The sequence below is a fragment of the Acetobacter farinalis genome, assembly GCF_011516935.1.
Taxonomy (GTDB): Bacteria; Pseudomonadota; Alphaproteobacteria; order Acetobacterales; family Acetobacteraceae; genus Acetobacter; species Acetobacter farinalis.
The window spans coordinates 217,773-240,495 of the sequence record NZ_WOTF01000002.1; the positions used below are offsets into that span (position 1 = coordinate 217,773).

Annotated in this window: 20 protein-coding genes and 1 tRNA gene; 8 read left to right on the forward strand and 13 right to left on the reverse strand. The window is 59.5% G+C overall.

The window, feature by feature from the left end:
- Positions 1-206 precede the first annotated feature (206 nt).
- Both GOB82_RS04470 and GOB82_RS04475 read left to right on the forward strand, forming a co-directional pair.
- On the forward strand, positions 207-1,622 hold the full coding sequence (locus GOB82_RS04470) for a beta strand repeat-containing protein (protein ID WP_166120210.1): 1,416 nt from the start codon (positions 207-209) through the stop codon (positions 1,620-1,622).
- A 110-nt stretch (positions 1,623-1,732) separates the two neighbouring features.
- Positions 1,733-4,636: a glycosyltransferase gene (locus tag GOB82_RS04475; protein WP_166120213.1), complete on the forward strand. Its 2,904-nt coding sequence runs from the start codon at positions 1,733-1,735 to the stop codon at positions 4,634-4,636.
- Here the strand turns inward: GOB82_RS04475 and GOB82_RS04480 are convergent.
- Positions 4,575-5,534 carry a rhamnan synthesis F family protein gene (locus GOB82_RS04480; RefSeq protein ID WP_166120216.1) on the reverse strand — a complete coding sequence of 320 codons (960 nt, stop codon included), beginning with the start codon at positions 5,532-5,534 and terminating at the stop codon, positions 4,575-4,577. The genes GOB82_RS04475 and GOB82_RS04480 overlap by 62 nt on opposite strands.
- 114 nt (positions 5,535-5,648) lie before the next feature.
- Here GOB82_RS04480 and GOB82_RS04485 point away from each other — a divergent pair, with 114 nt between their 5' ends.
- Entirely contained in the window at positions 5,649-5,918 is a 270-nt protein-coding gene (locus tag GOB82_RS04485) for an HU family DNA-binding protein (protein ID WP_025826565.1), read from the forward strand.
- Between the two features lie 110 nt (positions 5,919-6,028).
- Here the strand turns inward: GOB82_RS04485 and GOB82_RS04490 are convergent, their stop codons facing one another.
- The 6 genes from GOB82_RS04490 to GOB82_RS04515 all read right to left on the reverse strand — a co-directional run bounded on the left by GOB82_RS04490 (position 6,029) and on the right by GOB82_RS04515 (position 10,215).
- Positions 6,029-7,264, reverse strand: coding sequence for an MFS transporter (locus GOB82_RS04490; RefSeq protein WP_166120218.1), 1,236 nt, complete (start codon positions 7,262-7,264; stop codon positions 6,029-6,031).
- Positions 7,265-7,616: 352 nt separating this feature from the next.
- Positions 7,617-7,691, reverse strand: a tRNA-Gln gene (locus GOB82_RS04495).
- 73 nt (positions 7,692-7,764) lie between these two features.
- The gene (locus tag GOB82_RS04500) at positions 7,765-8,412 is read right to left on the reverse strand and encodes a TetR family transcriptional regulator (RefSeq protein ID WP_166120221.1); all 648 of its coding nucleotides are present in this window, start codon (positions 8,410-8,412) and stop codon (positions 7,765-7,767) included.
- A gap of 90 nt (positions 8,413-8,502) precedes the next feature.
- Positions 8,503-9,327, reverse strand: a complete 825-nt coding sequence (proC, locus tag GOB82_RS04505; RefSeq protein WP_166120223.1) for a pyrroline-5-carboxylate reductase — start codon at positions 9,325-9,327, stop codon at positions 8,503-8,505.
- Positions 9,327-9,827 (reverse strand): type III secretion system chaperone family protein, encoded by a 501-nt coding sequence (locus tag GOB82_RS04510; RefSeq protein WP_166120225.1) that lies wholly within the window; start codon positions 9,825-9,827, stop codon positions 9,327-9,329. Before GOB82_RS04510 ends, proC begins: the two co-directional genes overlap by 1 nt.
- A 94-nt stretch (positions 9,828-9,921) precedes the next feature.
- Positions 9,922-10,215: an accessory factor UbiK family protein gene (locus tag GOB82_RS04515; protein ID WP_166120227.1), complete on the reverse strand. Its 294-nt coding sequence runs from the start codon at positions 10,213-10,215 to the stop codon at positions 9,922-9,924.
- Positions 10,216-10,491: 276 nt separating this feature from the next.
- On the opposite strand from GOB82_RS04515, the gene GOB82_RS04520 reads away from it, so the two are divergent.
- Positions 10,492-10,677, forward strand: coding sequence for a hypothetical protein (locus tag GOB82_RS04520; RefSeq protein WP_166119749.1), 186 nt, complete (start codon positions 10,492-10,494; stop codon positions 10,675-10,677).
- Positions 10,674-11,576, forward strand: a complete 903-nt coding sequence (locus GOB82_RS04525) for a DnaJ C-terminal domain-containing protein (protein ID WP_166120228.1) — start codon at positions 10,674-10,676, stop codon at positions 11,574-11,576. Before GOB82_RS04520 ends, GOB82_RS04525 begins: the two co-directional genes overlap by 4 nt.
- Before the next feature lie 125 nt (positions 11,577-11,701).
- Here the strand turns inward: GOB82_RS04525 and GOB82_RS04530 are convergent, their stop codons facing one another.
- Positions 11,702-12,109, reverse strand: a complete 408-nt coding sequence (locus GOB82_RS04530) for a hypothetical protein (protein ID WP_166120230.1) — start codon at positions 12,107-12,109, stop codon at positions 11,702-11,704.
- Positions 12,110-12,284: 175 nt separating this feature from the next.
- Between GOB82_RS04530 and GOB82_RS04535 the strand changes: the two genes are divergently transcribed.
- Entirely contained in the window at positions 12,285-12,554 is a 270-nt protein-coding gene (locus GOB82_RS04535; RefSeq protein ID WP_166119752.1) for a hypothetical protein, read from the forward strand.
- A gap of 21 nt (positions 12,555-12,575) precedes the next feature.
- Here the strand turns inward: GOB82_RS04535 and GOB82_RS04540 are convergent, their stop codons facing one another.
- The 5 genes from GOB82_RS04540 to GOB82_RS04560 all read right to left on the reverse strand — a co-directional run bounded on the left by GOB82_RS04540 (position 12,576) and on the right by GOB82_RS04560 (position 18,958).
- Positions 12,576-13,325: a 2OG-Fe dioxygenase family protein gene (locus GOB82_RS04540; protein WP_166120232.1), complete on the reverse strand. Its 750-nt coding sequence runs from the start codon at positions 13,323-13,325 to the stop codon at positions 12,576-12,578.
- Positions 13,318-15,903, reverse strand: a complete 2,586-nt coding sequence (locus GOB82_RS04545) for a mechanosensitive ion channel family protein (protein WP_166120234.1) — start codon at positions 15,901-15,903, stop codon at positions 13,318-13,320. Before GOB82_RS04545 ends, GOB82_RS04540 begins: the two co-directional genes overlap by 8 nt.
- 125 nt (positions 15,904-16,028) lie before the next feature.
- A complete protein-coding gene (locus GOB82_RS04550; protein ID WP_166120235.1) occupies positions 16,029-16,658 on the reverse strand; it encodes an RDD family protein in 630 nt (209 codons plus the stop codon).
- A gap of 51 nt (positions 16,659-16,709) precedes the next feature.
- A complete protein-coding gene (gene argJ / locus GOB82_RS04555) occupies positions 16,710-17,954 on the reverse strand; it encodes a bifunctional glutamate N-acetyltransferase/amino-acid acetyltransferase ArgJ (protein ID WP_166120237.1) in 1,245 nt (414 codons plus the stop codon).
- Between the two features lie 68 nt (positions 17,955-18,022).
- On the reverse strand, positions 18,023-18,958 hold the full coding sequence (locus tag GOB82_RS04560; RefSeq protein WP_166120239.1) for a peptidylprolyl isomerase: 936 nt from the start codon (positions 18,956-18,958) through the stop codon (positions 18,023-18,025).
- Positions 18,959-19,214: 256 nt separating this feature from the next.
- Here GOB82_RS04560 and secA point away from each other — a divergent pair, with 256 nt between their 5' ends.
- Positions 19,215-21,938 carry a preprotein translocase subunit SecA gene (secA, locus tag GOB82_RS04565; protein WP_166120241.1) on the forward strand — a complete coding sequence of 908 codons (2,724 nt, stop codon included), beginning with the start codon at positions 19,215-19,217 and terminating at the stop codon, positions 21,936-21,938.
- 35 nt (positions 21,939-21,973) lie between these two features.
- The gene (locus tag GOB82_RS04570; protein ID WP_166120242.1) at positions 21,974-22,723 is read left to right on the forward strand and encodes a YebC/PmpR family DNA-binding transcriptional regulator; all 750 of its coding nucleotides are present in this window, start codon (positions 21,974-21,976) and stop codon (positions 22,721-22,723) included.

Sequence of the window (22,723 nt, forward strand, 5' to 3'; positions counted from 1 at the left end):
AACGCTAAACAACAGGGAATGGTGTTGTGCTTGAGCGTCTCTTTTTGGAAGCTTTTGTAAAAAAAAACGTTAAACTCTGGAAATACTCAGAAGATGCTTGCATGATCGCATTGGCTTCCCCTAAAACGAAGCCTGACATTGTTGTGCCGCTCTGTGGGTGTGACCCGTCGTGCCTTATAAAGCGGGCGTAGAAAGGACGTGTAAATATGGCGATTATCACCGTTGTCGGTGCGTCAGGAGGGACCGTACAGGTCACTGTTGATGGTGCGCAGAACTCAGCGTTCGTTGGTCGTACGCAGGATCTTGCGGACCAGCTTGCCGACCAGCTTAATAAGCAGGGCATTCTGGATGCCCGGAACCTGACCACAGGTTCCAACAGCCGTGCACCGGGCGGCAACCAGTCCGGTTACGGTGTGATTACAGCTGCTGGCGCCTACCAGGTCTCCGGTGATTTCCGGTGGCTGACGGTTGGTTCCGATACCGCAGCACAGCCGGGCGCTCCCCTGAACGGCTGGGTCAACATTGACGCAAGCAAAGTCACCACCGACTATCTGAGCGTTATTGCGGGCACGACGCAGGGTGTGGCTTTCCACGCAGGCGCACAGAGCGGCCTGTTCGTTGGCGGCGCTGGCGATAACCTGTTCCAGGGCGACTATGTCGACAACCAGCCCGGTGGCTGGGACATCCGCACTGGCGATGGGAATGACACCATCAACGGTGGTAACGGGAACGACACCATCTATGCTGGTGCCGGGAACAACACCATCACGCTGGGCACGGGCGTGAACTATGTTCACTCTGAAGGTCAGGATACCATCACCGGTACGGCTGGCACCCAGAGCATCACCCTGAACGGTGGCGACTCCTTCGTTAACGTTGGTGAAAACTCTCTGGTGGTTGACGCTGCTGGTAACGAGCGGATCACTGTTGGCGGTGCCAGCACCGTGACCGGCGGTTCTGCCGACCTCATCAACATGGCTGGCGCAACCGGCACTGTTGAAGGTGGCCATAACAGCACCATTTCCGCAGCTCAGGGTGACCTGTACACTGCGCACACGGATACGGCGCTCATCAATGTCAGCGGCGCGCTCACCTTTGTTGGTGGCACGGGCGATACGACCATTACGGCAGGTCAGGCAACCATCTTCGGTTCCAACAACCTGTATGCCCGTCTTGACAGCACCAGCGCAGACTCCCTGTTCGTTGCGAACGACGGGAACGAAACGCTGGACGGTGCGTCTTCCGCATTCGGTATCCATGCCTTCGGTAACGTTGCTGGTACAACCGGAACCCAGACCTTCATCGGTGGTTCCGCTTCCGATACGCTGGTTGCCGGTGTTGGCGATGCAACGCTGACGGGTGGTTCCGGTGCAGCAAACGTGTTCGGCTTCCGCGATGGTGTTGCCGGCGCTGACTACACCGTGACGGACTTCGGAAGCGCTGCCGGGAACTCCGTGCTGCTGGTCGATTACGACTACACAGCATCTCAGTTCCAGCAGGACGTTCTGGACAAGGCGACACATGACGGAAACAACACCACGATCACGCTGTCTGATAACAGCAAGATCACGTTTGTTGACGTCTCCAGCCTGACGGCTGATCAGTTCTCTGGCCTGAAGTAAAATTCAGCCAGCAGATATGCTGAGAGTTAAGGAAACCGGGCCGAAAGGCCCGGTTTTCTTTTGTCTGGAAGTCTTGTAATTTTTGTGGTCCCCCAACTGTATCTGAGAGAATGCGGCCTGTGAGCAATTTGACTGAAGATTCAGAGAAAATCAGGCAGGCTCTTGAACAGGCGGAGGCTCTGGCAGCCAGCTATCGCGCCAGCGCCCGTATTCAGGGGATGCGGGTTGATGGTCTGGCCCATGAAGCCGCACATCTGAGGCACCATCTGGGGGCCTGGCAGCAGACCGTATCCTGGCGGGTGACAGCACCCTTGCGGGCGGTAAGACATCTGATGAACGGGCGGCTGCCAACAGGGCAGAAAATCCCGGCGGTTTATGCACGCCTCAGGGAGGTTTATCAGGATGAAGGGCTGCGGGGCGTTACGCAGCGTGTTCAGGCCCGGTTACCCGGAGCGGATTTTTCCCGGGTTGTTTCGCGGTATGCCTCAAAGGGGCGGGCGTCTTCCTCCCCGGCGGCGGCCACGAGCGTTACGCCCGATGTTCAGGATCGGGGCGTACAAGCGGAATTGCTTACTCCGGAGCAACGTCAGAAAAACCTTGAAACCTTCTATACGCAACCTTTGAGCGCAGAACGGCTGCGTGACCTGACACCGCGTATTCTGATTATCGCGGAGCTTTCTCTGCGGCAGTGCGCCAAATATCGTGTCTGGCAGAAAGAGGAACAGCTTCAGGCGCTGGGCTGGAGTGTGGAGGTGGTGGACTGGCGTGAGGCAGAGCAGGCCATGGCCGCTTTGCAGGTGTGCACGGAGGTGATTTTCTACCGTGTCCCGGCGTTTGAGTCTGTTGAAAATCTGCTGAAAGAGGCCAGACGGCTCGGGCTCTCTCCCTGGTGGGAAGTGGATGACCTGATTTTCTCAGCTGAACAGTATCAGGAAAATGGCAACCTCCAGACACTGGATAGCGCCGAGCGGAAGCAGGTGCTGTTTGGTGTCAGGCTGTTCAGAAAATGCCTGCTCTCCTGTGATCGCGCCATAGCATCCACCCGTGTGCTGGCACAGGCAATGCTGGATGCCGGGATCCCTGAAGCTGTTGTGATTGAAAATGCGCTGGACCAGCAGACCATTGATATTGCACAGGCGCTGGCTGAGCGCGGTGTGCCTGCGCATGATACAACGCGGGAAATCCGCATTGTTTATGGCTCAGGCACCAAAACACATGATGCTGATTTTCGTATCGCGGCGAACGGCATTCTTGCCGCCATGCAGGCAGACCCGCGCCTTACGCTGCATATTATTGGAGATCTGACAGTCCCTGAAAGCTTTCAGGAGGTAGAGGACCGGGTGCATGTTTTTGCTGGCCGGGATTACGCCGCTTATATGGGGCTTCTGGTGCAGGCGGATATCACCATTGCGCCACTTGAGGCGACTATTTTCAATGATGCCAAAAGTAATATCAAGTTTCTTGAAGCCGCTGTTCTGAAGATTCCCTCTGTCTGTTCTCCGCGTGATGCGTTTCTGCAAGTCATGCGGGATGGCGAGAACGGTCTTCTGGCGGAGCAGGATGCGCAGTGGCGCGACGCCATCCTGCGTCTGGCGTCAGACCCGGCCTTGAGAGTGCGGATCGGGCAGCGGGCGTATGACGATGTTCTGGCGCGGTATAGTCCGGCGCAGGTGGCGGAGCAGCAGGTGCTGCCGGTTTTCGGGCGGCCGGTTGAAAAAAGCCGGTCCGGGGCCGGGCTGCGGGTGTTGTGTGTGAATGTCTATTTCAGCCCTCGCTCCTTTGGCGGCGCGACATTTGTGGCTGAAGAGATGGTGCGCAGGTTACAGCAGATACCGGATGTAAGCGTAACAGTGTTTACGTCCCGCCCGGAACTGAACCACCGCGGGAGCGCCTCTATCCGTTATGCCGTGGGCGGCACGGACGTGCTGGGCGTGCGAGTACCCCCCGATCATGATCGGGTCGGCGGGCTGGATAATGAACGGGCGACAAGCCAGTTCAGAACCTGGCTTGCGGCGGTCAGGCCGGATGTTGTGCATTTTCATGCGACCCAGGGGCTGGGGCTGGGGCTGCTGCGGGCCTGTGTTGAAGCGGGGGTGCCGTATGTGGTGACAGTGCATGACGCCTGGTGGCTGTGTGAGCGCCAGTTTATGGTGAAAGCAGACGGGCACTACTGTTTTCAGGAAAAGATCAACCAGAAGGTCTGCCAGATGTGTGTGCCGGAGGCCCGGCATCTGGCAGAACGGGCGGTGATGATGCGGGCCGCCATGGAAAGTGCGGCCATGCTGCTCTCCCCCAGTGAGACGCATCGGCAACTCTTTCTGGCAAATGGTATTTCTCCTGAGAGGATCAGGGTGAACCGTAACGGCTTTATCCGCCCGGCACGGCCGCGCACACCACGCAGGCCGGGGAGTCCGGTCCGGTTTGGCTATGTGGGGGGCACGGAAGATATCAAAGGCTATTCCCTTGTGCGCCGGGCATTTCAGGCATTGCCTGAAAAGAACTGGGAACTCCTGGTGGTTGATAACAAGCTGAATCTGGGAATTCGTTCAGTTTATACGGAGTCATGGAAAGTAAAGGGTACCGTGAAAACTATTCCTGCCTATACGCAGGAAAGTATGGATCCGTTTTTTGACGGGATTGATGTGCTGCTTTTCCCATCCCAGTGGAAAGAAAGCTATGGTCTGACCGTGCGTGAGGCTCTGGCGCGGGATGTCTGGGTTATTGCCACGGCGCCCGGTGGGCAGTCTGAAGAGATTGTGGATGGCGTGAATGGTACGCTGATTCCGATTGATGGTCGCGCGGAGACCTTGCAAAAAGCGGTGCAGGCCGTTTTGAAGACTGCTGAACGGCTGACAGGATACGTCAATCCGTTCAAGAGCACTCTGGCAACATTTGAAGGCCAGACGGCTGAACTGGAGCAGGTTCTGCGTGACGTGGTTGAGACCAGAACGGCTAGCGCTCGCTGCCTTGCCGAGGGCCTTTCTGCCATTTCAGGCGATCCAGCCGGTTCATGAATCCGTAAAGGGCACGCCCTTTCCTCGTGGGGTGAATGGAACGGGGCCGGGCCGGGTGCTGGCTGAGATAGGTTCTGATCCAGTCCGGGTTGAAACCGCTTTCTGCGGGAACAAGAGTTTGCCAGTCATTCAGGTGAGGAACCTGAAAAGGATTATCCCGGAGCAGTTCCTGTTTGAGGAAAGGTACTGTGCCTGTCTGCACCATCTCCCGCCAGCAGATATGCATGGGGTTGGCCGGGAAGAGGCGTGAGACTGGTTTATCAAGGTCACTCCACGCTGCGTGGAGCGGAATGCCTCCGGCTTTCAGGGCGACGGACAGGCCAAGCTCTCCGTGCCAGATAATTTCGTCCCGTGACATTTCCTGAAATGGCAGACTGAATACACGCTGTACGGGCGCGGTTCTGAAAGCACTCTGGGAGAGACCAATAAACCAGGATTGCAGATGGGGCGTTATGGCGCGTGAGGCAACCAACCCCCATGCCGGGCGTTGACTGGCCGAGAGCGCGTCAAGCACGGGGGGAAGCGGAGTAAAGGGGCCAAAGACACTGTCATTGGCAAAAAGAAGGTATGGGGCCTCTTCGGCGAGTCCTTTTTCGAGAAGAAATTGCCATGCTCCGAAATCCAGCCCACCATTTTCTCGATTCCAGACATGAATGCCAAGGTTATTACAAAAATTCAGAGTTCTGGGATGAATAGTGTCTGCACCGGATAGAACTACATGCAGAATAGTACCGCAGGTTAACAGGTTTTTCAGGTAAAAGCGCGTATGAACAGGGAGATCTCCGCTCGGGGCGTAGCTCGCAAAAAGACAGACCGACCCGGTCGGCAAGGGGGGGGGAGAAGCCCTTTCAACCTGTTTTTTTGTGATGCGTGCGGGGGAAATCGAAACTGATTGCATTTTTAATTTGGTTTTTCCGGTGAAATATGACTATCAAGCCGCAAGAGTTACTGGTTATGATAGCCAACTAATTGTTACTCACATAGTTCTGTCTGAAGGGGAGTTAAAGTCTCAATGAGCAAGGCCTTTATTGCTGCGGTGATCCAGGATTCGATCAATTGCACCGGCGTTGCCGCCAATCAGGCAGCAAATGATCTGCTGGATGCGATTGTAGAAGAATTGAAGCGTGAAGGGGGTTTTACTCTTCCGTCTTTCGGAACATTTACGGTTCGCAAGACAAAGGCGCGCAAGGCTTTGAACCCGCGTACGGGTGAGCCGGTCAAAGTGAAAGCCGGTAAAACGGTTCGCTTTAAAGCCAGCCCGAATCTCAAAAAAGCAGTCTAATATCTTTTTTGATATATGCGCTGATGGAATACAGCTCCAGAGGGTTCTCTGGAGCTGTTTTTTTATGGCTTCCTGAAAATTTCGAAGCGGGCTGTGTGCCCGTGATGCTGTCAGTCTGATTTGACGTCGTCCAGACGGTCCAGTTTGCGCAGGCCCGGGAAAAGAGCCATCCAGAGAGCGGTGATGATCAGTGTGCCAATGCCGCCCAAAACAACCGCCGGGACAGCACCCACCGCGCTGGCCAGCATGCCGCTTTCAAATTCCCCCAACTGATTGGAAGAACCGATGAACAGCATGTTCACGGCGGAAACGCGCCCGCGCATTTCATCCGGCGTGCCAAGCTGAACAAGCGCACTGCGCACCATAACGCTGATAACATCCGCGCCGCCCAGCACAGCCAGAGCGGCGATTGAAACTGGAATGGACCGGGAGACGCCGAAAACAATGGTGGCGACCCCGAAGATCATGACCGACACGAACATCCAGTATCCGGCATGACGGCCCAGAGGATAGCGGGCCAGAACAGCGGCAACCAGTAACGCCCCCACAGCAGGGGCCGCCCGCAGCAGTCCGAGGCCCAGAGGGCCGGCATGCAGGATATCCGTGGCAAACAGCGGCAGCATGGCCGTGGCCCCACCCAGCAGAACGGCAAACAGATCAAGGGAGATGGCTCCCAGCATGGCGGGTTTGCGGCGGAGGAAGGAAATGCCTCCAAAAACAGCGGCCAGAGTGGTGGGCTGGCGTGGGCGTGCCGGAAAGCGGAGAGTCATGCTGAACGTAGCCAGCGCGGCAATGCCAAAGCCTGTGGCACACAGTGCGTAACAGACACCGGCCCCCAGCCCGTAAAGCAGCCCGCCCAGAGAGGGCCCCGCAATGGAGGCAACCTGAAAGAGGGAGGAGGAAAGGGCGGAGGCACGTGGGAAAATGGCTGTTGGCACCAGAGAGGGCAGAAAGGTCTGCTGTGCGGGCATTTCAAAAGCCCGGCAGGCGCCAAACAGGGCAACCAGACCATAAATCATGACCGGCGCAAGAAAATGCGTGAAAGAGGCCAGAGCCATAAAGGCCGCTGCCAGCGCTTCTATGGCCTGACAGGTGATGACAATGCGACGGCGGTCATGCTGGTCCGCCGCGTGGCCTGCCGGAAAAATAAAAGCCACCATCGGCAGAAACTGGGCCAGCCCGACAAACCCGAGGGCAGCGGCGCTATGGGTCAGGGCATAAACCTGCCACCCGACGGCCACGGCCTGAATCTGTGAAGAAAAGGCCCCGAGCGTGCGGGACGTCAGCGCAGCGCGGAGGCCGGGGTGTGACAAAAGAGGTGTGGGCGCCACCGGAGTATCATTCATGAGGTCAATTCATAACAGGGCCAGTATGAAAAAACATATCTCTTTAACGGGAGGTGAGAACCAAAATGACTGGAAGCACACGAATCCCCCCGTTTCAGGCGGGTTTTTTCTGAGGGCGGGGGATGCGCCAAAAGCTGGAAATGCTGAAGAAAGCAAGCTGGGAAAGTGCCCAGGGGCGTGTCAGCAGGGGGCAGAGACATGTTTTGAAAGAGACATGCTTTGAACAGGTGCGGGGCGGAAAAACCGTCCAGACTGTGAGGGAGTTACCCTGAGGCACGGGCCATATACGACCGGCATGCTGCCCAGGGCGTGACCCGGAGCGGAGAGACTGAACAGAGAGGTCAAGGAAAAATGGCTGGGGCGGGAGGATTCGAACCTCCGCATGGCGGAATCAAAATCCGCTGCCTTACCGCTTGGCTACGCCCCAATACACATACGGGTAGCCCTTATTAAGGCCAACCGGTAGGGTTCGTAAAGAGAGAGAATACGCTGTTTTTCTCTCACAGAGGGTTTTCAGCCCCGTCGGGCGCAAAAGGCGCGTTCGGGTCTTCAAAATCCAGATCAGGCAGGCCGCCGCTGGTTGTGTCACTTTCGGCAGGGAAGAGACGGAAGCGGGCGGCCTGATTCAGAGCCTGATCAAGGGCTGCCATGGTGCTGCCCATGTCTTCGCTCTCATCTTTTTCCCAAGCGCGCAGGGTGTGCGTCCAGATAGCAACCACCATGTTGGTGCGAACCAGCCCGCCCAGCCCGGAGGAGCTGATTCCAGCGGCGTCTGCCATCCAGCGCATACTCTCCACGGTGGCTCCGCCCAGCAGCAGCGCCAGTGGCGGGTCAAACGGCAGGGCGCGCAGCACGGCGCGCAGGCCGGGGCGATACTGCTGGAAGACATCCAGGCGGCGCATCAGCAGGTCAAACAGCCGCTCACGCGGGGAGCCGAAGGCTGTGGTGTCGGCCAGAGCGGAGTCGTCCGCAATGCGGCCCAGCCGGAGCAGCAGAGAGGCCTTGCATGGAAAACGCTCCCGTGTGCGGGGGAAGGGCAGGCCCGCGTTCCGGGCGGCATCCAGCAGGGAGACGGACCCCCAGCCCCCTTGCTCCGCCTGTGTCATGGCGGCGGTCAGAAGGGCGGAGTCAAAGTCGTCATGGTCCATAAGAAAGAAGCCTGTCAGGAGTAGAATCGAGAGAGGAGCGGGGCCGGTGTGTCGGTTGAGCAAGAGACCCCGTTATGAAAGAGCGCCTGCTTATGAAGAGAGCTCTCTGGCGCGCCGGGCGGCGGCGGCCACCGCCCGTGGCACGATGGCGGGCCATGCATCCGGTGCCATGAAAACCTTCAGCGCCTCTGCTGTTGTGCCGCCGGGGCTGGTCACACGGCGGCGCAATTCTTCCGCATCAGCGGGGGACTGGTTGAGCAGGGCCCCTGCTCCGTAGAGCGTCTTGCGCGCCAGTGTGCGGGCGTTTTCAGCAGGCAGGCCCTGCTCCACGCCCGCTTTTTCAAGCAATTCGGCCAGCAGGAAGACATAGGCCGGGCCACTGCCGGAAATGGCAGTCACGGAATCAATCAGCTCTTCCCGCTCAACCCAGACAGTCTCCCCCACCGCAGCGAGCAGGGCCGCGCAGTGCGCCTTCTGTGTGTCTGTGGCCTGAGGGGGGGCATAAAGGCCGCTCATGCCAGCGCCAATGGCGCAGGGCGTGTTGGGCATGGCGCGGATCAGGACGGGGTTTGCCTTGGGGTTGGCCTGTGTGTAGCGCCGCGTCAGGCTTTCCACCGTGCGGCCGGCCATCACGGAAAGCAGAGTGGCCTGTGGGTAAAGCACGGCCAGCGTATCCAGCACCGGGTCTGCCTTCTGGGGTTTGACCGCCAGAACAATGACATCCGGCTGGAAGGGTGCGGGAATTTCGTCCAGCGTCGAGACCACGGTGTGTGGGGCCGGCACGGTGCGGCTGTGCCGGTCCAGCACCACGGAGGGTTTCAGCCCATGGGCCAGCCAGCCTTCCAGCATGGCTCCCCCCATCTGGCCGCAGCCTGCCAACAGGACGGAAGGAAGGGGGGATGGGTGTGCGGGCATCAGGCTTCCCCCTGACAGTCCAGCATGGCGACAGCCAGAGCATCTGCCGGGCTTTGGCCGCCCCACAGGAAAAACTGGAAAGCCGGATAGAAGCGTTCGCACTCTGTGAGGGCGATGTCGATCATGTCTTCAAACACTTCGACAGAGATATTGGTGCCGCGCAGCAGGAGCGCATGGCGGAACAGCAGGACACCATCTTCCTGATCCAGACTGAAATGGCCAATCCACATCCGCTCATTGGCCATGCCGATGAGTTCGTACACTGTCCGCTGTTGGGGCAGGGGGGCCTTGAGGTCAAACGCACAGGTGAAGTGCATGGCCCCCAGTTCTGCCGACCATGAGAAAAACATCCCGTAATCGCACCACTTGCCGGGGGCTTCCACGGCCATTTCGGTCGTGTTGCAGCGCTCGAAATTCCAGTCGTGGCTACAGATGACCTGTTCCATCAGGTCCAGCGGGTTCACGGGAGGAGAGAGGGTGTTTGTGCTTAGCGCGGGCATGGCTCACTCTCGGCTGCAAGGTGAAGCGGACAGAATACAGTCTGGCCAGACGGCGGGGCAGGACGCCCCGGCCGCTCCCGGAAAGGCGATGGGCTCAGGATGTATGCGTGTGGTGGTGGGTGTGGGTGCTGTTCTGTTCCAGCGCATCGACCCGGGCTTCCAGGGCGGCCAGACGGCGTTCAGCCTCTTCCTGCCCGATGCGGGCGCGGGCGGCGAGCTCACGCACCACTTCAAATTCTTCGCGACGGACAACCTGAAGGCTGGTCAGCACTTCATCCACGCGGCTGCGCACAATGGCGTTAAGTTCTTCTTTTGCGCCGGTCAGGGCAGACAAGGCCCCCCCGGCCACACCGGCAAGATCATCAAAAAAGCGCGGTTTGTCAGACATTGCCGGTTCTCCACTTCTCAATTTCCCGGCACGATGCAGGCAGACCGTGCGGGACAAATTCCTCTTCTCTTAGGCTTTATAGTCAGTCTGCGGGCAGGAGGCTATTGCTTCTTTGGAAATGTCTGGGCAGCGTTTGTTTGGAAGAGGTTTGGTTTCTCGCGTTCCTGTTGTCCATTGACCCCGCCACAGCGGGTTCCCATTATCAGGATCAATGATGTTGAAACCGTTATCAGGCTGCTTTGTGAACAGGGCTCCCTGCGAAACTGGAAAGGAGACATGGATTCTATGGACAACATGACGGCGGAGGCTTTTCTCAAACCCCGCCTTGCGGCGCTTGTCAGTGAGGCAGAGGCAGCCGGGTACAGCCAGGATGTGACCATTGCCCTGCTGATCAGCCTGCTGGATACAATGACGTTTCCCCTCACCCCGGATCAGCGTTCTGTTCAGGGAGGTGCGGCATGAGCATGCGTGATCCGTATGAGGTTCTGGGGGTTTCAAAAACCGCCTCGCAGGATGAGATCCGCAAGGCGTATCGCGCCCTTGCCAAGAAATATCACCCGGACATGAACCCCGGTGACAAGGTTGCCGAAGAGCAGTTCAAGGCGATTGGTCAGGCCAATGACCTTCTGTCCGACGCGGAAAAACGGGCCAGATTTGACCGGGGCGAGATTGATGCCGCCGGACAGGAGCGGCACCCCGGTTTTGACGGTGGCGGCTATCGTGATTACGGCCACGGCGCAGGCGGTTTCCGGTATGGCGGAGGGCAGGGCGGATCCTTTACCGAGGAAGATCTGGGCGACCTGTTCAGTGGCATGTTCACCGGCCGTGGGCGGCGTTCCGCCGGGCCGCGCAAGGGGGCGGACCGTTCCTATTCCCTGAAGATCAGCTTTCTGGATTCCGTAAACGGGGGAACCTCCCGCATCACGCTGCCCGAAGGGGCGACGCTGGATGTGCATATCCCGCCGGGGATTGAGGATGGCCAGACACTGCGCCTGCGCGGCAAAGGCGCGCCGGGTGTGCAGGGCGGTGCGGATGGTGATGCCCTGATTACCGTGAGCATCCTGCCGGACCCGACCTACACGCGGGAGGGGGATGATCTGTATGAAACCTTGCCAGTGGACCTGAAAACGGTCGTGCTGGGTGGCCCCATTACCGTTCCAACCCCGACAGGGGCTGTGAAGATGACGGTCCCGCCACACTCAGACAGCGGCACAAAGCTGCGGCTGCGGGGTAAGGGGGTGCAGGCGCACGGCAGGCGCGAGGCCGGAAACCTGTATGTGACGCTACAGATTAAAATCGGCAAACCCGATCAGGCTCTGGAAGACTTCCTGAAAACATGGACGCCGGGCAGCGCGGCCTGACCAGACTGGTCGCTTGGACCGCCGCCCACCGGACCGCCTGCGTGCTGCGGAACGGTGCGGGGAGGAGGCGGGTTCAGGCCCGGCGGAAGCGTTCCCGAGCCTGATGTCCCAGGGTTAGTTCAGGGTCAGTCGTTTCGATACAGGGGGAGGTCCAGCTTGTGTGCGCCTTCTCCCTTGATCTGAAGTCTGGCGCTGTTTTCTGAAACCAGAGAGAAGATTACAGCCAGATCAGCCTGCTTGCCGGTCCATTCCGTGCCGGAGCTGCGGGCAAGGCTGAAATGGTCCTGCCCGACAATTTTCTTCAGGGATTCCGGCAGCGTGACAAGCAGTCGCTCGGCCGGGCCGGTCGCCTTGTTCGCCACAACCGTGATCGGGTCCATGGCCATAATGGCCCACTGCCCGGCAAAAACCGGAGTGGCGTAATGGGCCGGGGCGGGGGCTGCGTGCGGGGCGGGTTTTGCCGCCTGTGCGGGCAGCGTTCCGGCAAAGGCCAGACCGAGCGGAAGAAGGGTAGCGGCAAAAAGCGGTTTCATGGCGAGCACTCCTGAAAGCAGACATCTTCCATGTGCCTGCCTGCTGGCGTGGCGTCCAGCCTGACAGGAGAATGTGATCAGGATTATTCGGGAACCTGCCTTGACGAATAGTGGGTTGAGACCCAGATGAGTAGGGGCTACAAACCTGCATTGCAAAAATGGAAGGGGTAAAGCCATGCTTGAGACAGATTCATCGCAAGATGCATCCGTAACTGCGCAGACTGGCCCCTCTGAGCCTGTTCTGTCCGCCACAGAGCAGGCCGTGGTCCGTCAGGAAACGGATGCGACCATGGCGGCCCCGGTGGTATCGGCTCCCGTGCCCGTAGACTCTTCTGCCGCAGACGCGGTCACGATCAAGGAAGTCTTCCAGATGGTCGGGGCCATGGTGTTCGTGTTCGGGTTTGCAGCCCTTGGCTTTAACGCCATGTATTACGCGGGCTACTGAAGGCCGTTTGCGCCCGCCCGCCTATTCGTGCCGCAGGGTGACAACCAGAACATCACGATAGGCTGGCCGGAGCGGGTCTACCGGCTCAACCGGTGTTACGCCATGGTACACGCGGCTGTCATTCACCAGCGCGGTATCCATGGGGTCTGTCAGGGTGAAGCCCCCCACAGGCGTGCGGTTGAGATCATGAATGGTGGTTTCACCACGGGCAATGTTTTCCCGGCGCACCATCATCACACACACCCAGTCCACGCCATCCCGATGCAGGCCTTCAGGGGTGGGGCGTCCGGCTGAGTCCGGGCTGGCTTCAATCCGGAACTGATGCACTTCCGCATGCCACGCCACAGGGCGCTGGGCCTGCGGGGTCAGATCATCCGCAACGTGCTGCGTCATGCGGAGCACGGCGCGCAGGGCGGGATGATCCCCCATGGCGGGGGTAATGGGCTTGAACCAGCGTTCAATGCCACCATTGAGGGTATTGTAATCCCGGCTCTGGTAATGGGGCTGATGCGGCTTGCGGAGACTCTGCTCGCCCGCCAGCGTGAAGGTGGCGTGGCGGCGGCGGCGATACCGCCCGCCATCTGCCATGTAGCGGTCTACCCCCAGATGGTTCCAGCTTTCCGCAAATTCCTCCCATCGCTCCATCCCGAAAAGCTCCAGAAGCTGGCGCACGGTGGCGGCCTGCTCATAGGCAAACCCGTTTTGGGCAAGCGGGGCTTCAAGCGCGTTCAGCAGCGTTGAAGGGAGCGTGTGCGGAAGTGTGTCAGGCATGGGGTGGACCTTCTCCAAAGGCGGCGTCCGGGGAGTCTTCATCTTCAGGCTTTTGCAGGCCCGTCTCGGATTTTTCCGCAAGGGCGGCATTCTTTTGCCTTCCGTGGGAAGGCTGGGAGACAGGATGCTGCATGGCAGGCGGTGTCGGGGTGTCCGTGTGCTCGTTCACAGAGAGATGCATGACGGAACCGGGGGGCGTGGTGGAATAAGATGTCGCAGTGTAGAATTTCACCTCGGCATCGGTCAGCACGGTGGTCAGGCGGCGGTAGAATTCACGCTGCACTTTCCACTTCATCATCGGCGCGGTTTTGATAGCCCCGACCAGAACGGCGCCGTTGCCGTCTGTCTTGTCCACGCCCAGATCCGCATAATCGGAGAAGATGATGTGGCGGAAGGCTTCCTCGGTGCGCATCTGTGCGACCACGCCGGCCATCAGTTTGGCGACTTTCACCGTGTCTTCAGTCAGGTCCAGCACCTGTTTGACAATAATCTGGTTAAAGCCTCTGCCCGTGTTGGCAATGGTGGAGACTGAAGAGAAGGGGATGATATTCAGGTCACCATCAATGGAGCGCACGCGCAGGGTGCGGATGGACAGATGCTCCACCGTGCCGGACACGCCGCCGGTGGTCACCCAGTCCCCAACCTGAATGGCATCTTCCGCCAGCATGAAGAAGCCGGTGATCACGTCCTTCACCAGACTTTGCGAACCGAAGGAAAGTCCCACGCCCATGATCCCGGCACCCGTCAGCAACGGTGTGACGTTGATCCCGATCTGGGAGAGTGTGGTGACGGAGACGATAATGATGATGATTGTCAGCAGTACGGTGCGGATAATGGGCAGCACCGTGCGGAGCCGCGTTGCGCGGGAGGCCTGGGAGGAAGACGTATACCGGTCGATCTGCTTGTTCAGCAGGCCATTGATGAGTTCCCACGCAAGGGCGGCAATGGTGGCCCCGATGGCCAGACTGAGGGCCGCGCCAACCAGCCGCTGCCCCAGCGCGGAGTGGAAGAAGAACTGGAAGCTGGGCAGGCCCCATATCTGGGCAATGACCACGCAGGTCGTGAACACGATGAGAAACGTCAGGGCGCGGCGTACGAACGGGTAATAATAATCGGCCCGCTGCTGCAGGCCGGGATATTCCGCTTCCATCGCGTCACTGACTCTGAACAGTCGGTCCTGCAGCCCATAGGCCAGCACGGCCAGCAGGCGGGAGAGAACCAGAATGGCAAATGTCATGCCGGTTCCGTGCAGGATCCACTGGTAGCCCCCTTTGAGGTGGGCCGCCCAGACAAACCACAGCGCGATATCCAGAAACATGACCGGAATCCACCACACACGCGCCAAGGCGCCAACAAAGGCCCAGAAGGCTTTCTTGCGCATGTTGGCGGAGGGTTGCAGCGCATTGGCCACAATATGGCGCACCCGCCAGATAAAGGCGGCAATAATCAGGTGCTGGACCAGCACCACAGCGCGCATTATGGCTTCCGTGCCGCGTGGTGCCAGATCGAATTCACTCCCCAGAGAGGACAGGCAGATAATCAGGGAGGGGGCCGCCACCAGCACGTTCCACCAGCGTGTCAGCATCCGGGCGGTGCTGTTCCGTGCAGGAGCAAGCCGGATGGCGGGGGAACGCGGGGCCAGAGCCGTTTCAACCAGCAGATACAGGCCGCGGGCAATCGCATAGGCGTTGGTCAGCGTGATGGTGACCATGCTGGCCTGCTGGGTGGTGGTCAGGAATTTCGCGCCCAGATACCCAAGCGCCAGAAAAATGGCGACAGGAATCAGCTTGAGCAGGAAATGCATCGCACTGTACGGGACCCGGATGAGATAGCGCATGATCTCATTCCGGCGGCGCTGGTCATCTGCCCGGGTTTGGGTGCTGGTTTCGCTCGGGATGGAGGATGTGGCGTCCTGCACGCTTTCAACCGCCATGGCGGCATCCTGCTTCCGCTCACGGGCTTCGGCGTGCGCCGTCACGGCGGCCAGCGGCTTTTTGAGCAGAAGGCTGGCGGCCCGTTCCAGCGCCAGCGCAACCAGCAGGATAATCAGCGCACGGCTGAACGCATCAATCAGTGTCTGGCGTGACTGCTGCGTGCTGATCTGCTGATGAAACCATGAGCCAACCGAGCGCAGATCCTTGAACAGGCCGGTAAAGTTGCGGGTATAGTCACGCAGGGAGGTGGTCAGGCTGTCCAGTTCGGAATGGACATCACTGTCAATCACGGCTGTGGGGGTGGCAGGCGCGTTCGCGGCCGGAGCCGCGGGCTGGGCAACGGGAAGCCCCTTGGCCATGAGAGAAAGGGTGTTGGTGAAGTCCTGCCGCTTCTTGGGGTCATTCAGAATGCTGAGAAGCTGTTCCGCGTCCTGACGGCTCAGGGGGGCGGCGGTGGTGGCTGCGGCGGCCGCAGGGGCCGTGGCCTGTGCGGTATCGGCCCGGGCCTGAGGGCTGAAACGGGAGGTTCCTCCCAGCACCAGAAGGCAGAAGGCGCAAAGCCCGAAGAGAAATCTGGCCAGAAAATGGGGTAGGGAAGCCGTTATGGCTCTGGTCGTGCTTCGGTGCAGGCTTTCTGCCGCCATAGCGTGCCGTATCCTTCTGAAAGTGCAAATCAGGAGCAGGGCCTGTGCGGCCCCGTTATATCGCAGAGGGTAGGGGGCAAATCTGGCGGTATCAAGGTGCCGCCCTGCGGGGCGGGGCGGAGGAATTATCTCCGCGGCGCGAAGGTTACGAGCTGGCTGCTTTCCGCACGAATGACCAGCGTTCCGGCAATCAGGTCATGCAGCCCCTGCTTTCGCTGTGTGAAGGCCACCATCAGCACCCCGATATAAAAGAAGGGGAAGGAGATAAGAGCCTTGATCACAAACCGCACGAACGCCTGCCCAATGGAAATACGGCCGCCTTGCAGGGTGGTGACTTCCAGCCTGCACAGGCGCTTGCCGGGTGTGGCGCGAAAGCGGGAGGACTCAAAGAGGATGAAATACAGCGCGGGGAGCGCGGCCAGAATCAATCCCGGCAGGTACCAGTTTCCTGCATGAATGTGCGGAATAAGAACGGAAATGGTTTGCGGGGACACACTCTGCGCGTGGTTCACCACATCCACCACATCCATGATCTGGCCGGAGGCATCAGGCACAGGGAGTTCATCCCACTGGATTTTGAAATCCGGGAGGAGGAACACGCCGAGAAGGGTATTGAGCGTGGTGAGAATAAAGCCATCCAGCACAAACGCCCACACGCGCCACCAGAACCCGGCGTAAATCCAGACAGGGCGGTCTGGCGTGCCCTGTGGCTCGGAGGGCTCCCCCCAGCCGGGGGGAAGATCGGAATAGGACATCAGGCGGTTCTTTCAAGCACAGGCTTCCGGCGTTCCGGCCGGAGAGCATGGTCAGCTCCGGTAGGATCCGTTGATATCAATATAGCCGTGGGTCAGGTCACAGCTCCAGGCGCGGGCGGTGCCGCGCCCAAGGCCGAGATCCACCGCGATGTCGATCTCATGCCCCTTCATGTGTGCCACAACCGGCGTTTCATCATACCCCGGGACCACCGTGCCTTCATGGGCAATAAGGACACCGCCGATGGAAACGGAGAGCGTATCGCGGTTTGCAGGTTCGCCACATTTCCCAACGGCCATCACAATGCGGCCCCAGTTGGCATCTTCCCCCGCCACAGCGGTTTTCACGAGGGGAGAGTTGCCGATAGCCATGGCGACACGCCAGGCGGAATCGTCAGAAACCGCGCCCGTTACCGTAATGCTCATGAGCTTGGTGGCGCCCTCCCCATCACGGATAACAAGCTGGGCCAGATCATGCAGCACACCCTGAAGGGCTTCACGGAACTCAGCCAGAGCCGGGCTGTCACTCCGCGTATCGGCGGGAAGTTCGGCATTGCCAGCGGCACCGGTGGCAAAGAGCAGGACCATGTCCGAGGTTGAGGTATCGGAATCAACTGTAATGCAGTTGAAGGTGGTTTTGACCCCGGCAGAAAGCATTGTCTGCAGGACAGAGGCGGGCAGGGCGGCGTCTGTCGCGACAAAGGCCAGCATGGTGGCCATGTCCGGTGCAACCATGCCGCTGCCTTTGGCAATTCCCTGAATGACCACATCCGTGCCGTTCAGGCGGGCGGTGCGGATAGCGGCCTTGGGGAAGGTATCCGTGGTCATGATTCCGCGGGCGGCGGCTTCCCACCCGGTGGTGGAAAGAGCCGCATGCAGGGCCGGAAGGGCCGCGGTAATCCGCTCATGCGGCAGAATTTCACCAATCACGCCGGTGGAGGCGAGATAAACGGCCTGCGCAGGGCAGCCTGCAAGCTGTGCGGCGGCTTCCGCCGTGACCTGGCAGGTTTCGCGGCCAGCGCGCCCGGTAAAGACGTTTGCGTTCCCGGCATTCACCACAAGGGCGCGTGCCGTGCCCTGCGGCAGGATATCGCGGCACCAGTCAACCGGTGCGCCGGGGCATTTGGAGCGCGTGAACACACCGGCCACCGTGGTGCCGGGTGCAAATTCGGCCAGAACCAGATCTGTCCGGCCTTTGTATCGGATGCCAGCTTCAGCCGCGCCAAGACGAACCCCGCGCACTTCTTTCAGGTCAGGCAAGGGGAGAGCAAGCGGGGAGACGGGAAGAGCGTGTGCCATAACGCGGAGTCCTTGAAGCGGCAAACCCCGCCAGAAGGCTGGCGGGGCAGGTCAGGAGGAGGAAGAAATTATTTTTTCGCAGGTGCGGCGGCAGCGGGTGCGGGTGCATCCGGCAGCGGCTTGCCTGTGGTGGGGTCAAAACGCACGATCTTCACGCCCGCCGTTGCCTTGTTAACGGCTTCACGCACGTATTTCTGGATCAGGGCCTGACGGATCTTGCCTTTGACGGAGTCCAGAGACGGGATCGGGTCGGTCCGGGTGTCGAGCACCTGAATGACATGGAAACCATACTGGCTCTTGACCGGTGTGCTGCTGATTTCGCCCTTTTTCATGGCGAAGGCGGCATCGGAGAAAGCCGGGATCATGTCGCCTTTCTTGAACCAGCCGAGATCACCGCCATTCTGCTTGGCGCTGCCCGTATCGGTGGAAACCTGAGCGGCCAGCTTGGCAAAGTCTTCGCCAGCTTTCAGCTTCTTGATAACGTCCTGCGCTTCTGCTTCCGTTTTCACCAGAATATGGCGGGCATGCACTTCCTGCTCCGCCGGCTTGCCTGCGTAGTTCTGCTGATAATAGGCCTGAATTTCGGCGTCTGTCAGGTGCGGCGTGACTTCACGGGAAAGCCAGGCGTTCTGCAGGGCATTGGCCGCAGCCGCGTCCATCATTTTCTTGACGTCGGGAGACTTCTCCAGGCCGTCCTTGTGAGCGGCGATCTGGATAGCCTTCTGGTCCGCCAGCTGGTTGATCAGCATCGGGTAGATCATGTTGGGCGGAAGCTGGCGCATCTGCTCGGGCATGTTGCCCACGGCGTCCTGCACGTCACCCACCGTGATTTTTTCACCGTTGACTGTTGCCACAACCGCATTCGGATCTGCCGGCGGGGCTGCGGGAGCCGCGGCCTTCGGGGCCGGAGCTGCAGCCGGAGCCGCAGAAGAGGGCGCGGAAACAAGGGTAGAGGCAATCAGGGCTGTGGCTGCAAGAGCTGAAGCCTTGGTGGAAAAGCGCATGGGGACAAACCTTTAACAAAGGAGAAATGCACGTTCATCTATGAAGGAGCCTATTCTGCGCCGCAAGCCCTGAGGCATTCAGGAGAGAAGAAACAAGGGCAGGACAAGAAGAAACAAGGGTGCTTGGTTGACCAGAGCGGGTCCGGGTCCTATTTTGCTGCCGAGCCACTCCATGCTGATGTTCTGCTCATGTTTTCGCCGGTCTGGTTCCGGATGCAAAGCAGGAGGGGTCACGCATTGTTCCGGAAAGGTTTTCATGCTCGCAAGCTTCGTCCGCGCCCTGTTCGGCACAGCCAATGACCGGACGCTCAAGATGTTCCAGCGCCGCGTGCCGGAAATCAACGCCCTGGAACCCCGGATGCAGGCGCTGGACGACGCTGCTCTGGCCGCCAAAACCGTAGAATTCCGGGAAAGGCTGGCCAAGGGCGCCACTCTGGATGACCTTCTGCCGGAAGCCTTTGCCGTCACGCGGGAGGCCTCCCGCCGTGTGCTGGGCATGCGCCACTTTGATGTGCAGCTTATTGGCGGCATGGTCATGCATTCCGGCCGGATTGCAGAAATGCGCACCGGTGAGGGCAAGACGCTGGTGGCCACACTGGCTGTCTATCTCAGCGCACTGGCCGGCAAGGGTGTGCATGTGGTGACGGTGAATGACTATCTTGCCGCGCGTGATGCGGCGGAGATGGGGCGGCTTTACAGTTTCCTGGGGATGACCACGGGCACAATCGTGCCCAACATGCCCGATGAGGCCCGGCGTGAAGCCTACGCTGCGGATATCACGTACGGCACCAACAACGAATTCGGCTTCGATTACCTGCGCGATAACATGAAATATCGCCTGGAAGAGATGGTCCAGCGCCCCTTCTGGCATGCCATTGTCGATGAGGTGGACTCCATCCTGATCGATGAAGCCCGCACACCGCTGATCATCTCCGGCCCGGCTGAAGACAGTTCAGACCTGTACCGCGCGGTGGATGAAGTGGTGGTGCAACTGGTGCGCGACCCGGAAGCCTTTGAAAAGGATGAGAAATTCCGCAGTGTCGTGCTGACGGATGCCGGGTCCGACAAGGTTGAGGATCTGCTGCGCAGCGCTGGCGTGCTGGATGAAGGCGGGCTGTATGACCTGCATCATGTGGCGGTGGTGCACCATGTGCAGCAGTCCCTGCGGGCGCATACGCTGTTCGCGCGGGATGTGGATTACATCGTGCGCGATGGCAAGGTGATCATCATTGATGAATTCACTGGCCGTATGATGGATGGCCGCCGGTATTCCGATGGCCTGCATCAGGCGCTGGAAGCCAAGGAGCATGTGGAGGTTCAGCAGGAGAACCAGACCCTCGCCTCCATCACCTTCCAGAACTTCTTCCGCCTTTACCCCAAGTTGTCCGGCATGACCGGCACGGCCATGACCGAGGCCGATGAGTTTGCCGAGATCTACAAGCTGGATGTGGTGGAAATTCCCACCAACCGTCCGGTGGCGCGCAAGGATGAGGATGACGAGATCTATCTGACGGAAGCCGAAAAATTCGCGGCTGTCGTCAAGCTGATCCACACGGTGCATGAACGCGGCCAGCCTATTCTGGTCGGCACGACATCCATTGAAAAAAGTGAGGCGCTCTCTGAACTGCTCAAGCAGGAAGGGATCCCCCATAATGTGCTGAACGCCCGTTTCCATGAACTGGAAGCGAAGATTGTCGCACAGGCCGGTTCCCCCGGGGCCATCACCATTGCCACCAACATGGCGGGCCGTGGGACGGACATCAAACTCGGCGGGAATGTGGATATGCTGATCAGCCAGGAGCTGGGCGGCATGGAAGAAGGGCCGGAACGCGAGGCGGCAGAGCAGGCTATTCGTGAGCGCGTTGCGCAGCATCACGAGATTGTCAAAGCGGCCGGTGGCCTGTTTGTGATCGGCACGGAGCGGCATGAAAGCCGCCGTATTGATAACCAGCTGCGTGGCCGTGCAGGCCGCCAGGGTGATCCGGGCAACTCGCACTTCTTTATCTCCCTGCAAGATGACCTGATGCGGATTTTCGGGTCTGACCGCATGGGCGGCATGTTCCAGAAAATGGGCATGAAAGAAGGGGAAGCCATTGTTCACCCCTGGCTGAGCAAGGCCCTGGAGCGTGCGCAGAAAAAGGTTGAAGCCCGCAACTTCGACATGCGCAAGAACACGCTCAAATATGATGACGTGATGAATGACCAGCGCAAGGAAGTGTACGCACAGCGCCGGGAATACATGGCGACGGAAGACGTATCCGGCATCATCAATGAAGCGCGGGAAGATGTGGTGGATGCCATGGTGGCCCGCCATATTCCCGAGAAGGCTTTTGCCGAGCAGTGGAATGTCGAAGGGCTGACCAAGGCCGTGCAGGACGTTCTGGCGCTGGATCTGCCGATTGCGGACTGGGCGAAAGAAGACGGGATGGACGCTGAGGAAGTGGCCAACCGGATCAGCCAGGCGGCCTTGCAGGCTCAGGCCGCACGCGCGGCGAACCTTGGCCCGGACCTGATGCGCTTTATTGAGAAACAGGTGCTGATGACCACGTATGACGGGGTCTGGAAAGAGCATCTGCATGCGCTTGACCAGCTCCGTCAGGGCATTGGCCTGCGGGCGTATGGGCAGAAAGACCCTCTGAACGAGTACAAGCACGAAGCCTTCCAGCTTTTCACCATCATGCTGGAGGAAATGCGCGAACGTGTTGTGTCTCTGATGGCGCGGGTGGAAGTGGCGCCGCATGAAACGGTAGACCCGTTTGCCAACACGGCTGAAATTCATGCCAACCCCGAAATTCCGGGATTTGCCTCAGAACCCGGCCCCGGCCTTTCCCCCGGAGCCGCTCCGGAAATGGCAACGCCTATCGGTGGCAGTGCCATCATGCCGGATGATCCCTCAAGCTGGGGGGAAACGCCGCGCAACGCACTGTGCCCGTGCGGCTCAGGGAAAAAATTCAAGCATTGCCACGGCCGTCTGGTTTAAAGACGCGCCGGGGCCGACGGACAGGGTAAGGAAATATGGCTGGTCATTCCCAGTTTAAGAACATCATGCACCGCAAGGGTGCGCAGGATGCCAAGCGTGCCAAGCAGTTCGCCAAGATTATCCGCGAACTGACTGTTGCGACGCGCTCCGGTCTGCCTGAGCCGGGGTCCAACCCGCGCCTGCGTTCCGCCATTACCGCGGCGCGTGAAGTGAACATGCCCAAGGACACCATTGACCGCGCCATTAAAAAAGCCTCCGGCGCGGCGGGTGGTGAAGACTATATTGAAGTCCGTTACGAGGGGTATGGCCCGGCGGGCGTTGCGGTGATTGTTGAAGGCCTGACAGATAACCGGAACCGCACGGCGTCTGACGTGCGGGCGGCGTTCTCCAAATATGGCGGGTCCATGGGGGAAGCCAATTCCGTTTCCTTCATGTTCCGGCGTCTGGGGGTTATCACCTATCCGATTTCCGTGGCGTCTGAAGACGACATGCTGGAAGCCGCGATTGAAGCCGGGGCGGACAATGTCGTGTCTTCCGGCACCACGCACGAAATCACCTGTGAGATTGAAGCCTTCTTCACGGTGCGCGATTCTCTGGAAACGCGCTTTGGTGAACCGGAAAACGCCAAGCTGGACTGGCGCCCGGAAAACACCATCAGCCTTGATGAAGACAATGCCCGCACCCTGTTCAAGCTGCTGGACGTGCTGGAAGATCATGATGACGTGCAGAACGTCTATGCCAACTTTGATCTTTCGGACGAACTTGCCGAAAAACTGTCAGCCTGA